Source organism: Pantoea sp. CS_6, from assembly GCF_041954745.1.
GTDB classification, from domain to species: domain Bacteria; phylum Pseudomonadota; class Gammaproteobacteria; order Enterobacterales; family Enterobacteriaceae; genus Pantoea; species Pantoea stewartii.
Genome location: NZ_JAVAYG010000003.1, coordinates 143,150 through 156,840, shown reverse-complemented (window position 1 = coordinate 156,840; position 13,691 = coordinate 143,150). Strand labels below are relative to the sequence as shown.

Here is a 13,691-nt window from a genome sequence, read left to right as displayed (position 1 = left end):
TTGTAGCGTTATCTGACCTCAGGCATAACAGTGTAAAGTCACGCAAAAAACCGTAAAGGGTTCCCGAGGGTGACAGGCGTTTAAGCCGATGATCGGAAAGGAAGAAAACCGCAGTAACCCGCCGTTTTGCAAAAGGATTTCTAATAAATAGCTAAAAATTAATTCGTTAATTTTCTTATCAACGCAGGTGATAACGCCATTTGACGGTCATATTGTTGGTTGATATTTGCTTGTTTTCATTAATAATGATTCGCTTAACAAGTGCTGAGAGCCTGGCCTTTCAGACAATGACGTGGATAATGTGAGAGCAAAATAATGAAAGAGATCATTAACGGGTTTCTGAGTTTTCAGCAGACTGTCTTTCCTGAAAGAGAGGCGCTGTTTAAAAGTCTGGCCTCAAATCAGAACCCGAAAGCCCTGTTTATCTCTTGCTCAGACAGCCGTCTGGTGCCGGAGCTGGTCACGCAGCAGGAACCCGGGCAGCTATTCGTTATCCGTAATGCGGGCAACATTGTGCCGTCTTTTGGGCCGGAGCCGGGTGGCGTGTCAGCCACCATTGAGTATGCGGTGATGGTGCTGGGCGTTTCTGACATCATCATCTGTGGTCACTCTAACTGCGGTGCGATGAACGCGATTTCGTCCTGTGCCTGCATGGACAGCATGCCAGCCGTCGAGCACTGGCTGCGCTTTGCCGATGCGGCCAAAGCGGTGGTGGAGCAGCGTGACTATGAATCACCCGAGAAAAAGCTCAACGCTATGGTGCAGGAGAACGTGATTGCGCAGCTAAACAACATGAAAACCCATCCTTCGGTGTCGGTAGGGTTACGTCAGGGCAAGCTGCGTCTGCATGGCTGGGTTTACGACATTGAGTCGGGCACCATTCTGGCGCTCACGCCGGGCGGTAAAGAGTTCATCTCACTGGCGGATAATCCCGAGACCTTTTTCGAGTAAGTTCCGTTTGCCCGCGCCGTTCAGGTCGCGGGCCCCTTACCGCCTGTTTTTTCATCCCGTCTTTATCACGCCCACGCTGTTTAATCTTTTGTAAATCCTCAACATCATGCCTGACAGGCTGACTACGCTTAAACACACTGCCTCTGTCTGGAGAATGCTATGACCCGTGTTTCCACCCTACTGTTACTGAATGGCGCGTTACTCGTTTCCAGCCCGTTATGGGCGGATGATCTGACGGTGAAGGTGCTTCAGGATAAGCTGGACCATCCCTGGTCGGTGGCCTTTTTACCGGATAACCAGACGTTACTCATCACTGAACGTGCCGGCCAGTTGCGTAGCTGGCGACCTGATACCGGTTTATCTGAGCCGATTAAGGGCGTGCCCGCGGTGTGGGCGCAGCGACAGAGCGGCCTGCTGGATGTGGTGCTGGCCCCGGATTTTGCCCAGAGCCGTCGGGTGTGGCTCAGCTATACCAAAGCGGACAGCGACGGCAAGGCGGGGGCCGTCGTGGGTTATGGCACACTCAGCGACGATCATCGCCAGCTGACCGATTTTCATGAAGTCATCAGCCAAACGCCCCGGCTCTCAAGCGGCAACAATATTGGAACCCGGCTGGCCTTTGACCGTCAGGGGTTTGTGTGGATTGCCTTCGGGGATAATTTTGTCAGCAGCGCCGCCCAGGATCTCGACAAGCTCCAGGGAAAACTGCTGCGCCTGAACGGCGACGGTAGCGTTCCCAGGGATAATCCTTTCGTGGGCAGGCAGGGTGCCCGGCCTGAAATCTGGGCCTACGGTTTACGTAACCCACAAGGCCTGGCGCTTAATCCCTGGACACAGGTCATGTGGGAAAGCGAGCACGGCCCACGCGGTGGCGATGAGGTCAACGTGATCGAAAAAGGGAAAAATTATGGTTGGCCGCTGGCGACCTACGGCATTGATTACAACGGCAGCAAGGTTCCTGAATCGAAAGGCACGCACGTGGCGGGCACGGAACAGCCGGTATTTTACTGGAAAGTTTCACCAGCGCTAAGCGGCATGGCCTTTTATAACAGTGCCCGTTTCCCCCAATGGAAAAATTCACTCTTTATCGGGGCGCTGAAAGAGAAGCAACTGATTCGACTGCGTGTCAACGGTGAAAAAGTCGTTGAGGCGCAACGCCTGCTGGGTGAGCGAAACGAACGCATTCGCGATGTCCGCCAGGGGCCGGATGGGTATCTGTATGTGTTGACGGATGAAGCTAACGGCAAGCTCCTGAAGGTAGGGCTGGCGCAGGACGCCAGCGCCTCCCGCGGTTAACTTAACGCGCCCAGTGGTAAACCGGCCAGCCGCGTTTTTCGGCTTCCTGGCGTAACGGTTCCGCAGGGTTAATCACGTGAGCATAATCGGCCTGCACCAGCATCGGCAGGTCGTTCAGAGAATCACTGTAAGCCCAGGTATGTGAGTAGTGTTCATCCGGCCGCTGGGCTTTCCATTCTTCCACCCGCGTCACTTTGCCCTGCTGAAAGGTCATCGTTCCGTAGGTGTTGCCGCTGTAGCGCTCATCCACAACTTCCACACCGATGGCGAGGGCACCGCAGGCCCCTAATTGGCGGGCAATCGGCGTCACCAGATGTTCACCGCTGGCGGAGATAACAATGATTCTGTCGCCACGTGACTGATGCCATTTGAGACGTTCCCGGGCTTCAGGATAGACGCGCGGCATAATGTCGCGATGAATAAAGCGGCGGATCCAGCCCTCAACCGTCAGGGTCGCCATGCCGCTTAACGGGGACAGCGTTTTATGCATATAGTCTTCAATGGACAGCGTCCCGGCGTAATACTTACGCATAAGCGCCTGCTCTTCCTCAATCAGCTCACTGGACGCAAAGCCTTGTGAAACCAGCCAGCGCAGCCACAGGCCGGTGCTGTCTTCACTAATCAGCGTTTCATCCAGATCAAACAGTGCCAGGTCCATACGGGTTCTCCTCGAGTGAATAGCGTCAGGTTAACCCAGTTTTGTGACGGCCTTAACTTTCTGATGAAAATTTCGGAATTTAACGCATTTTTATGGACGACACTGTTGCCGGAAAATGGCACGCGCGCGGCGGTCATGCCAGGGTTAATCTACTAAAATCTATAAAACTTTACGATTAAGCGGTTTTTTTCAGTCACGCCAGCGGGTAGCGTTCTGACAGAGGGTTTCACGCCTTTGACTTTCCGTTTTAACAAGGACAATCCGGTCAAGCTCATGACAAAAACTAGCTTCTCATCTCACCTGCGGCGCGTCGCTGCCACCTCTTTGCTACTGATTGCACCGATGACTGTATTGGCAGTACAGGCACCGGATGCTCCTCAAATTGATGCCAAAGCCTGGATCTTAATCGACTATGCCAGCGGCAAGGTCCTGACCGAGTCCAATGCGGACCAGCGGCTTGATCCAGCCAGCCTGACCAAAATGATGACCAGCTATGTGGTTGGGCAGGCAATTAAAGCCGGCAAAATTAAGCCAGATGACATGGTGACCGTAGGACAGGATGCCTGGGCGACCGGCAACCCCAAACTGCGCGGATCGTCGCTGATGTTTCTTAAACCGGGCGATCGTATTCCGGTGCATGAGCTGAATAAAGGCATTGTGATCCAGTCAGGCAATGATGCCTGTATCGCGCTGGCCGACTATGTGGCAGGCAGTCAGGACGCGTTTATCGGGCTGATGAATAACTACGTTAAAGCGCTGGGGCTGACCAATACACATTTCATGACGGTACACGGTCTGGATGCGGAAGGGCAGTACAGTACCGCACGGGATATGGCGCTGCTTGGTCAGGCGTTGATCCGCGACGTGCCGGAAGAGTACGCACTGAATAAAGAGAAAGAGTTCACCTTCAATCATATTCGCCAGATGAACCGCAACCGTCTGCTCTGGAGCACCAACCTTCACGTTGACGGCATCAAGACGGGCCATACGTCAGGCGCAGGTAATAATCTGGTCGCCTCGGCAACCGAGGGCGATATGCGACTGATTTCGGTGGTGCTGGGCACCGCCAGCGATGCCATTCGCTTCCGTGAAAGCGAAAAGCTACTGACCTGGGGTTTCCGCTTCTTTGAAACGGTTACGCCAGTAAAAGCGGATGCCCCGTTCGCCCAGCAGCGCGTCTGGTTTGGTGATCAGAGTCAGGTCAGTCTGGGCGTGGCGAAAGATGCCGCGCTGACCATTCCAAAAGGTCAGATGAAAAACCTGAAAGCCAGCTATACGCTGTCATCGCCCCAGTTAGAAGCGCCGCTGAAAAAGAATCAGGTCGTCGGCACCATTAATTTCCAGCTGGATGGCAAAACCATTGAACAGCGGCCACTGGTCGTGCTGCAGGATGTGCCGGAGGGCGGCTTCTTCAGCCGGATGATCGATTTTGTGATGATGAAGTTCAACGGCTGGTTCGGGAAGTGGTTCAGCTAACAATCAGGGACGCGATGGCGTCCCTTTTTTACGGCAGGCGGCCCGTTCGGCCCTGAAATCCACGTACGTTTGCGCCGACATCAGCAAAAGATTAACTCTGCGTCCAGCCTTTACGAATCGGTAGCGCAAACAGCAGTCGGTAAGCGGGGTTAAGAACATTCAACAGGCGTTCACCATAAAGCTGCCAGGCAAGATGCGACGCCAGACAACCCAGCATACCTACCAGCAAGCCGCCCAGCATATCCATTGGCCAGTGCACGCCCAAATAAATACGTGACCAGGCGATTGCGGTACCTACGACCATCAGGATGACGCCTGACCAGAGGCGGTGCCAGAAGAGAAAGGCCAGCGCAAAAGTAAAAATGGTGGTGCCATGATCGCTCGGATACGAGTCGTCAGGTGCGTGATGAAGAAACTGATAACCGAAACCAATGGCGAAAGGCCGCGGATGCGGTAACAGTTGACCAACGCACCAGGATATCGCCAGTGCGTAAAGCAGCGCGATGCCGGTTTTCAGCACCAGCACACGCTGTGACGCAACCTGATCGCGCGGGCCCCATAACCACAACGCCACAATCAAAAGTGGCACGATGGCAATGACGTCTCTGGCAATAAACGTGGCAAGCTGCAGTAACCAGTGAGGTGAGTCGGGCGTCGCGTTAATCGCCGTGAACAGGGTACGGTTTAATTCTTCCATTACGTGAACGGTTCCTCGTTTTACTGATGTTCAGATTTTCTCGATCCAAAAAAAGCCTGACAAGCAGGTCAAACCGGATGGAGTCTGTCGCATCTGCCAGCACACATTGCTAACAAATTAAGTCAGCTATCCTGAATCCAGATGCCCGGCGAGTCCATCACAAGGTTCTTAATCTGCACAGAGGTTGCAACGCGGTTTAACTTTTATGACTTTTTTGTGTTAAATAGGACGGGAGAAAAGCAGGCATAAAAAAACCCGCCGGGAAAAAGACCAGCGGGCTCCACAATTTGGGGATTTCAAAGAAAAGCAGTGGCACTTATTCAGACTGTGATCAAAATAAAAAGTTCTGGACGTCAGTAAAAAAATTTTATAAGGGCAATAACGGCCAGATAATGACGATTAGCGTGCCGGCCAGCGTCAGCAGGACGTTGGCAATAGCGTAGGTGCCGGCATAGCCTAAAGCCGGAATATTGCTGCGCGCGGTATCACTGATAATTTCCATGGCTGGCGCGCAGGTGCGGGCACCCATAATCGCCCCAAACAGCAGTGCCCGGTTCATGCGCAGTATATAGGCACCAAACAGGTAGCAAATCACCACCGGCAGCAGGCTGACCAGCAGGCCGCACAACAGCATCAGCGCCCCGTTACTGGAAATACCGTGATCGATTCCACTGCCTGCACTCAGGCCAACCCCTGCCATAAACACCATCAGACCAAACTCTTTGACCATCGTCAGCGCACCCTGCGGAATATAGCCAAAGGTAGGATGGTTAGCCCGCAGGAAGCCCAGCATGATACCGGCAAATAACAGCCCGGCCGCGTTACCGATGCCAAAACTGAAGTTGCTGAACTGGAACGTGATCAGTCCTGTCATCAGGCCGATGATAAAGAAGGCGCAGAAAGCCAGTAAGTCGGTCATCTGGCTGTGAATAGCAATAAAGCCGATGCGATCGGCGACGCTTTTCACCCGGCGGGCTTCCCCGCTGACCTGCAACACATCGCCTTTGTTCAGCATAATATTGTCGTCGATAGGCATTTCTATCTGACTGCGAATGACGCGGTTTAAAAAGCAGCCGTGATCGGTCAGGTTGAGTTTGCTCAGCCGCTTATTCACGGCATTGTGATTTTTCACCACAATCTCCTCGGTCACGATTCGCATGTCGAGCAAATCGCGATCAAAGACTTCTTTCCCGTTGCGGAAACTGGGATCCAGGCGCGCGTGCGCATCCGGGTAGCCCACCAGCGAAATGTCATCGCCCAGCTGGAGCACAGCATCGCCATCGGGGCTGGCGAGAATACCGTTGCGTCGGATACGTTCGATATAGCAGCCCGTCTGGCGATAGATGCCCAGCTCGCGCAGATTCTTACCGCCGCTCCATTCCACCAGCTCCGGGCCCACGCGATAGGCGCGGATAACGGGCAGAAAAACCTTACGCTGACTGTCGGCATCAAGACCGCGCTCACGCGCAATCTGTTGAGCACAGGTGGACAGATCCTGATGCTGCAGACGTGGCAGGTAACGTGCACCGAAAATCAGGCTGACCAGCCCCACCAGATAGGTAACCGCATAGCCCAGACTGAGTTGATCCTGCATGATGCCTAACTGCCTGGGGTCGCTAATGCTCTGACGCAGCGTATCGCCCGCGCCCACCAGGACTGGCGTCGAGGTCATCGAACCCGCCAGAACACCGGCGGTGAGGCCGATGTCCCAGCCGAAAAGCTTGCCAAAGCCCAGCGCCAGCAGCAGAGCACTGGCGACCATGACAATGGCCAGCATGAAATAATTTTTCCCGTCCCGAAAGAAAATAGAGAAAAAGTTAGGGCCGGCTTCAATGCCGACACAAAAAATAAACAGCATAAAGCCCAGGCTCAGGGCATCGGTATTCATCGAGAAGTGTTGCTGGCCTAATAATAACGAAACGACTAATACGCCAATGGAATTTCCGAGCTGGACAGAGCCAAAACGTAATTTTCCTAAGCAAAGTCCCAACGCCAGTACGAAAAATAATAACAAAATGTCATTACTTCTTAACAATTCTGCGATGTTAACATTCAACATTTTAACTTCTTGTTTACGTGTAACGTATTGAAGAGTGGTCTGTTTTTCGCTATCTTGTCCAGACCGTAAGCGTGCCGTTACGTCATCCATAATGACTGCGCGGATAACGCGGGTAATATTCTAATCAGAAAATACTTTCTCAGCCATTGGCGACTTTCATTCGTACACAAAACGACTGTTTATTTTTATTTCCACCAGGCTCATCAAGGTCAAAAGCGATGTTTTGGCGTGTTTTAAATGAGTGGGGAGTTATGCCGCAGAGTTATTATTTTTGGGCGACCTGTCTGTCAGGAGGTCTGCTTTATTGTCTGGTGTTTATTTTTGCCCAGGATTTTTGTGCCCTGGATAAACATGCGTTGCACAGTCAGCCTGCATTGTTGCTTTTTTTACTGCCGGGTGGATTGATGGCGTTTATGCAGCACTCGGCACCGCTGAAAAGTACGTTGATCATGGCCTCTGTTGGCACCTTGCTGGCGGCGCTGTTGCTGCACGGTATTTTCGCTGTGCCGGCACGCTGGGACTATATTATGGTCTGGAGCCTGAGCGGGATGTTCTGGGCAGGATGCGGCGCATTAATCGTCAGACTGATGAAGCTGATTGTGGCAATCAGACAGTAAGGCCGGAACGGCCTGCATCAGAGACCCGGCACTCTGCGAACGGCATCTGATGCAGGCAACGGAGAACTCACCCGTGAGGTCAGCGTGCTGACCGGGTGAGCGAAATCAGGCCACGAAGCCCAGATTCTCTTTCGTCCATGCGGCAAACTCGGTATAACCACCAATATGCTGCTCATCCAGGAAAATTTGCGGCACGGTGCTGACCGGTTTCCCCGCACTGGCCTCTAAATCCGCTTTAGTAATGCCTTCCGCCTGAATATCTACGTATTGATAGTTGAAATCATCACGCTCAGCTTGCAGTTTATCAGCCAGTTCTTTTGCGCGAACGCAGTACGGGCAGCCGGGACGACCAAAAATAACAGCAATCATCGAAAACTCCTTGCAAGGGACGTCATGTGAGTGACACGGAATCACGTCAGAAAAGCCGCTTATGATGCCCGCTCGTTGCGCTTAAAGAAAGCAGGAATTACCTGTTAGTCTAATGCCCGTCCCCGATGAATCCGTCGCACGTCGGCAGAGCGGAACAATCCCGACACCTCTGATGTGCAAATTTGCGGATGTTAACCATAATTGGGGGGCGATTGGCCTTGAGGCAGGAGAAACGCATGCAAAACGTCGCTAAATTGCCGAAAGCACTGCTGGTGATGGAAGCGCTGGGTGGGTTACTGATTGCCAGTGCATTGCTGGTTGTGAATCACTGGTTCCCTGGCCTGCCGGGCCGCCTGGCTACACCCGGGCTGGCTACCGCGCTGTTTATCATCGGCATTCTGCTAATGTTGCCTGCCGCCTGGCTCCTGATGTGGCGCAGTGCGAAAGCGCTTGCGCCGCAGTTGTTCAACCTTTCCGACAAAAAAAGATAAATCAGCTGGAGACTTTATGACACCGACAATCGATTTACTGTGCAGCCACCGTTCAATTCGCGCGTTCACTGACCAGCCGGTAAGCGCTGAACAGCGCGAAGCGATTATTGCTGCGGCGCAATCGGCGTCCACGTCCAGCTTTTTGCAGTGCTCATCCATCATCCGTATCACCGATCCGGCCATGCGTGAGCAGCTGGTGACATTAACAGGCGGACAGACATGGGTAGGGGAAGCCGCTGAGTTTTGGGTATTTTGTGCTGACTTTAATCGTCATCTGCAAATTTGCCCCGATGCGCAGCTGGGCCGCGCAGAACAACTGCTGCTGGGCTGTGTCGATACGGCGCTGATGGCGCAAAATGCCATGGTTGCAGCAGAGTCGCTGGGGCTGGGCGGCGTATTTATTGGTGGCATCCGTAACAATATCGCTCAGGTAACAGAACTGCTGGGGCTGCCAAAATTTGTCCTGCCGCTGTTTGGTTTTTGTCTGGGCTATCCCGAATCGGTGCCGGATGTGAAGCCGCGTATTCCCCAGGCCATGTTAGTGCATGAAAATCGCTATCAACCAGTGGATCCGGCCGTGCTGGCTGATTACGATAACCGGACGGCGATCTATTACGAACAACGCGACAGCAACCAGCGCAGCGAAACCTGGAGTCAGTTGATTCAGCGCCTGATTATTAAAGAAACGCGCCCGTTTATGCTGGACTACCTGCATCAGCAGGGCTGGGCAACACGCTAATACAACCCAAGGATTTTAATTGATGAAAATGGCTATTCTGTCGCGCGATGGATCGCTCTATTCCTGCCGCCGTTTACGTGAAGTCGCCGAACAGCGTGGTCATTTTGTACAAATCATTGATCCTCTTTCCTGCTACATGAACATCAATTCTGCCTCGCCCGGTATCCATTACCGTGGCGAGTTGCTGGGTCACTTCGATGCCGTGATTCCCCGTATCGGTACCGGAATCACCTTCTATGGCACGGCGGTGCTGCGCCAGTTTGAGATGTGCGGCAGCTATCCACTCAATGAGTCCGCTGCGGTCACGCGTGCCCGGGACAAACTGCGTTCCCTGCAACTGCTCGCCCGTGATGGCATCGACATGCCGGTGACCGGGTTCGCCTCGTCGCCCGATGATACACAGGACCTGATCGCCATGGTGGGCGGTGCGCCGCTGGTGGTAAAGCTCGTCGAGGGCACGCAGGGCATCGGCGTGGTTCTGGCGGAAACCCGCCAGGCGGCTGAAAGTGTCATCGATGCGTTTCGTGGACTGAATGCGCATATTTTGGTGCAGGAGTTTATTCAGGAAGCGCGCGGATGCGATGTACGCTGTCTGGTGATTGGCGACCGGGTCGTGGCGGCGATTGAGCGTCAGGCAAAAGAGGGCGATTTTCGTTCGAATTTGCACCGGGGCGGCAAAGCCCGCATCGTTGACATCAGTGAGCAGGAACGTCTGATGGCCGTTAAAGCGGCGGCGGTGTTGGGGCTGGATGTCGCGGGTGTAGATATTCTGCGTTCAAATCGCGGTCCACTGGTGATGGAAGTGAATGCCTCGCCCGGTCTGGAAGGTATTGAAACTACAAGTGGTCTTAACATTGCAGGTATGATGATCGATCATATTGAGCGGTACGCTACCCCCGGGCACCGTCCTAAAACCGCAGGTTGACCCGCGCTTTTCAGTGGTTTTCATGGAAACTCACCACATTTTTCCGTAAGCTAAGTCGCTTATTTATCACCCCATGGGATTTTACAATGGATTCTCTTGTCGTTCCGGATATCGACCTGCTGCGTCGTTGGCTGGATCAGCAAAATATCACTTGGTTTGAATGTGATGCTTGTCAGGCGCTGCATTTGCCGCATATGCAAAACTTCGACGGGGTGTTTGACGCTAAAATCGACCTGGTAGACAACGTCATTCTGTTTTCAGCACTGGCGGAAGTGAAGCCGACGGCGTTAATTCCGCTGGTGGGTGACCTGTCGCAAATTAACGCCAGTTCGTTAACGGTGAAAGCGTTTATCGATATTCAGGATGACAATCTGCCGAAGCTGATTGTGTGCCAGTCGATGATGATCACAGCCGGATTAACCTTCGGCCAGTTTTCGCATTTCATGAAGCAGAGCGAAGAAGAAATTTCCATGGTCATCATGGAAGCCTTCGCCAACAACCTGCTGATGATGGGTGAAGATGAAGAGCATGTTGCCACCAGCAGCATGCATTCCGTTCTTCACTGATCCGCACCGCCGTGATTAAGCCGTCTGCCAGGACGGCTTTTTTATGCCTGTCACGCTGCCTGTCCCTGGCACAGGCTTTCCTGCCGCACGCGTCATAAGCGTTTTTCCCTTCAGCGTCAAATATTCTCAATGTTATCAATTGTGAAGGAGGTAGATTATTTTGTAACCGTAATGTTTTATTCTGCATTAAGCCCTTAATTGCCAGATTTATGACGTTCTTTATGCCGTAAAAGCCGAACCTCATAGCTTAAACATGCATAAAATATTACGTTCAGGCGTTTTTTACGCTGAGGTATGGTTAACCCCGAACGGGGCGGCTATGCTTGCGGTGCGGCACTAACCGCAGGAATACCGTGCTGCTATAGGTTTTTACTATTAAACGTCCACTGAATAATGATTCATTGTGTCACTGATTTTTAAATCATAAAAACGCAATGTCGGATCACTGATGTGTAGCGTTGTTATAACCCGCTCAGGAGGATTAAAAACATGTTCAACCAACGTAAAAAATGGTTGTCAGGTGTGGTTGCTGGGGTGCTGATGGCTGCTTCAGCCAGTACCATGGCGGAAGATAAAACGCTGCACGTTTATAACTGGTCGGATTATATTTCGCCCGATACCGTGCCGAACTTTGAAAAGCAGACCGGCATTAAAGTGGTTTATGACGTGTTTGATTCCAACGAAGTGCTGGAAGGCAAACTGATGGCCGGCAGCACCGGCTACGATGTGGTGGTGCCTTCGTCCAGCTTCCTGGCGCGTCAGCTCCAGTCTGGCGTGTTCCAGCCGCTGGATAAAAGCAAACTGCCCAACTATAAAAATCTTGATCCGGCGTTGATGGAGAAGGTTGCCCAGCACGATCCGGGTAATAAATATGCCATTCCGTATTTGTGGGGCACCACCGGCATCGGCTACAACGTTGAAAAAGTCAAAGCCGCACTGGGTGCGGATGCGCCGGTCAACAGCTGGGATCTGGTGCTGAAACCTGAGAACCTGGAAAAACTGAAAAGCTGTGGCGTCTCGTTCCTGGATGCACCTGAAGAAATTTTCGCGACCGTGCTGAACTACCTCGGCAAAGATCCGAACAGCAGCGATCCTAAGGATTATTCCGGTGCCGCGACCGATCTGCTGCTGAAGCTGCGTCCAAATATTCGTTACTTCCACTCGTCGCAATACATTAACGATCTGGCCAACGGCAACATCTGTGTGGCGATCGGCTGGTCCGGCGATATTCTTCAGGCAAAAAATCGCGCGGAAAAAGCGAAGAACGGCGTTAATATCGGCTACAGCGTACCGAAAGAGGGCGCACTGGCGTTCTTTGATATGATGGCGATTCCTAAAGATGCCAAAGATGTGGACGCGGCTTACACCTGGCTGAACTACATCATGGATCCGAAAGTCATCGCTGACGTGTCCAACAAAATGAATTATGCCAACGGCAATAAAGCGTCTCTGCCGCTGATTAATGCCGATATCCGCAACAATCCGGGCATTTACCCTACGCCGGATGCCATGGCCAAATTGTTTGTACTGAAGGTACAGGATCCGAAACTGGATCGTGTGCGCACGCGTGCATGGACTAAGGTTAAAAGCGGTAAGTAACGAAACGGCATGTCCTGCTACAGCAACAGAGGCGCAGTCCCGGCCTCTGTTGTGCCATTTTTAGCGGCACTGTTTGCCGCGTTGTTCCGCCTGGCTCCGGAGAGATATGAGTGAACGATGCCATCCCACGCCCGCAGACTAAAACGGCAAAAGCGTTAACGCCGTTACTGGAAATTCGTAATCTGACAAAATCCTTTGACGGCCAGCATGCCGTGGACGATGTCAGCCTGACTATTTATAAAGGCGAAATTTTTGCCCTGCTCGGCGCATCCGGCTGTGGTAAATCGACCTTACTCCGCATGCTGGCAGGCTTTGAACAGCCCACCAGCGGGCAGATTGTGCTGGATGGACACGATCTGTCGCATGTCGCGCCCTATCAGCGTCCCATTAATATGATGTTTCAGAGTTACGCGCTGTTTCCCCACATGACGGTGGAGCAGAACATTGCGTTCGGGCTGAAACAGGACAAGCTGGCTAAAGGCGAAATTACCAGCCGTGTCGAAGAAATGTTATCGCTGGTACATATGCAGGAGTTTGCTAAGCGCAAACCCCATCAACTTTCGGGCGGTCAGCGTCAGCGCGTGGCGCTGGCGCGCAGCCTGGCAAAACGGCCAAAACTGCTGCTGCTGGATGAGCCAATGGGCGCGCTCGATAAAAAGCTGCGCGATCGGATGCAGCTGGAAGTGGTGGATATCCTGGAACGGGTGGGGGCAACCTGCGTGATGGTGACGCATGATCAGGAAGAAGCCATGACGATGGCGGGGCGCATCGCTATCATGAACCGGGGCAAATTTGTGCAGATCGGCGAGCCGGAGGAGATTTATGAGCATCCGACCAGCCGCTACAGCGCGGAATTTATCGGTTCGGTCAATGTGTTTGAAGGTCTGCTGCGTGAGCGTCAGGCAGATGGCCTGGTGATTGACAGCCCGGGCCTGAAACATCCGCTTAAAGTCGATTCGGACGTGTCGGTGGTCGATAACGTGCCGGTACATGTTGCGCTGCGCCCGGAAAAAGTGATGCTGTGCGAAACGGTGCCGGCGGATGGCTGTAACTTTGCCGTCGGTGAAGTGGTCCATATTGCCTACCTGGGCGATCTGTCCATTTATCACGTGCGCCTGCACAGCGGTCAGATGCTGAGCGCCCAGTTGCAAAATGAACATCGCTACCGCAAAGGGCTACCGACATGGGGCGATGAAGTCCGCCTGTGCTGGGACAGCGACAGCTGCGTGGTGTTGACGGTTTAAGGAG

14 protein-coding genes are annotated in these 13,691 nt (G+C 53.0%); 10 read left to right on the top strand and 4 right to left on the bottom strand.

What is annotated here, in order from left to right; genetic code table 11:
• Nucleotides 1-315: 315 nt before the first annotated feature.
• Together RAC90_RS05955 and RAC90_RS05950 are read left to right on the top strand one after the other, a co-directional pair.
• Entirely contained in the window at nucleotides 316-951 is a 636-nt protein-coding gene (locus RAC90_RS05955; RefSeq protein ID WP_033737671.1) for a carbonic anhydrase, read from the top strand.
• A 159-nt stretch (nucleotides 952-1,110) separates the two neighbouring features.
• Nucleotides 1,111-2,247 (top strand): PQQ-dependent sugar dehydrogenase, encoded by a 1,137-nt coding sequence (locus tag RAC90_RS05950; protein WP_058707616.1) that lies wholly within the window; start codon nucleotides 1,111-1,113, stop codon nucleotides 2,245-2,247.
• A 1-nt stretch (nucleotide 2,248) separates the two neighbouring features.
• On the opposite strand, the gene RAC90_RS05945 is transcribed toward RAC90_RS05950, so the two are convergent.
• Nucleotides 2,249-2,905, bottom strand: a complete 657-nt coding sequence (locus RAC90_RS05945) for an HAD family hydrolase (protein WP_375124113.1) — start codon at nucleotides 2,903-2,905, stop codon at nucleotides 2,249-2,251.
• Nucleotides 2,906-3,178: 273 nt separating this feature from the next.
• Here RAC90_RS05945 and RAC90_RS05940 point away from each other — a divergent pair, with 273 nt between their 5' ends.
• A complete protein-coding gene (locus RAC90_RS05940; protein ID WP_058701041.1) occupies nucleotides 3,179-4,381 on the top strand; it encodes a serine hydrolase in 1,203 nt (400 codons plus the stop codon).
• Between the two features lie 91 nt (nucleotides 4,382-4,472).
• Here the strand turns inward: RAC90_RS05940 and ybjG are convergent, their stop codons facing one another.
• Entirely contained in the window at nucleotides 4,473-5,078 is a 606-nt protein-coding gene (gene ybjG, locus RAC90_RS05935; protein ID WP_033737669.1) for an undecaprenyl-diphosphate phosphatase, read from the bottom strand.
• 367 nt (nucleotides 5,079-5,445) lie between these two features.
• Nucleotides 5,446-7,134, bottom strand: a complete 1,689-nt coding sequence (locus RAC90_RS05930) for an aspartate:alanine antiporter (protein ID WP_033737775.1) — start codon at nucleotides 7,132-7,134, stop codon at nucleotides 5,446-5,448.
• A gap of 254 nt (nucleotides 7,135-7,388) precedes the next feature.
• On the opposite strand from RAC90_RS05930, the gene ybjM reads away from it, so the two are divergent.
• Nucleotides 7,389-7,754: an inner membrane protein YbjM gene (gene ybjM, locus RAC90_RS05925; RefSeq protein WP_375124112.1), complete on the top strand. Its 366-nt coding sequence runs from the start codon at nucleotides 7,389-7,391 to the stop codon at nucleotides 7,752-7,754.
• A 105-nt stretch (nucleotides 7,755-7,859) separates the two neighbouring features.
• On the opposite strand, the gene RAC90_RS05920 is transcribed toward ybjM, so the two are convergent.
• Complete coding sequence (locus tag RAC90_RS05920; protein ID WP_033737667.1) at nucleotides 7,860-8,123, bottom strand: GrxA family glutaredoxin; 264 nt, start codon at nucleotides 8,121-8,123, stop codon at nucleotides 7,860-7,862.
• A 236-nt stretch (nucleotides 8,124-8,359) separates the two neighbouring features.
• On the opposite strand from RAC90_RS05920, the gene RAC90_RS05915 reads away from it, so the two are divergent.
• The 6 genes from RAC90_RS05915 to potG all read left to right on the top strand — a co-directional run bounded on the left by RAC90_RS05915 (nucleotide 8,360) and on the right by potG (nucleotide 13,687).
• Nucleotides 8,360-8,614, top strand: coding sequence for a DUF1418 family protein (locus RAC90_RS05915; RefSeq protein WP_054687954.1), 255 nt, complete (start codon nucleotides 8,360-8,362; stop codon nucleotides 8,612-8,614).
• 16 nt (nucleotides 8,615-8,630) lie between these two features.
• Nucleotides 8,631-9,353 (top strand): oxygen-insensitive NADPH nitroreductase, encoded by a 723-nt coding sequence (gene nfsA / locus RAC90_RS05910; RefSeq protein WP_033737665.1) that lies wholly within the window; start codon nucleotides 8,631-8,633, stop codon nucleotides 9,351-9,353.
• 22 nt (nucleotides 9,354-9,375) lie between these two features.
• Nucleotides 9,376-10,278, top strand: a complete 903-nt coding sequence (gene rimK, locus RAC90_RS05905; RefSeq protein ID WP_033737664.1) for a 30S ribosomal protein S6--L-glutamate ligase — start codon at nucleotides 9,376-9,378, stop codon at nucleotides 10,276-10,278.
• 86 nt (nucleotides 10,279-10,364) lie between these two features.
• Nucleotides 10,365-10,844: a YbjN domain-containing protein gene (locus RAC90_RS05900; protein ID WP_033737663.1), complete on the top strand. Its 480-nt coding sequence runs from the start codon at nucleotides 10,365-10,367 to the stop codon at nucleotides 10,842-10,844.
• Between the two features lie 489 nt (nucleotides 10,845-11,333).
• On the top strand, nucleotides 11,334-12,443 hold the full coding sequence (gene potF / locus RAC90_RS05895; RefSeq protein ID WP_033737662.1) for a spermidine/putrescine ABC transporter substrate-binding protein PotF: 1,110 nt from the start codon (nucleotides 11,334-11,336) through the stop codon (nucleotides 12,441-12,443).
• Nucleotides 12,444-12,553: 110 nt separating this feature from the next.
• Nucleotides 12,554-13,687, top strand: a complete 1,134-nt coding sequence (gene potG / locus RAC90_RS05890; RefSeq protein WP_033737661.1) for a putrescine ABC transporter ATP-binding subunit PotG — start codon at nucleotides 12,554-12,556, stop codon at nucleotides 13,685-13,687.
• The last annotated feature ends 4 nt before the right edge of the window (nucleotides 13,688-13,691 follow it).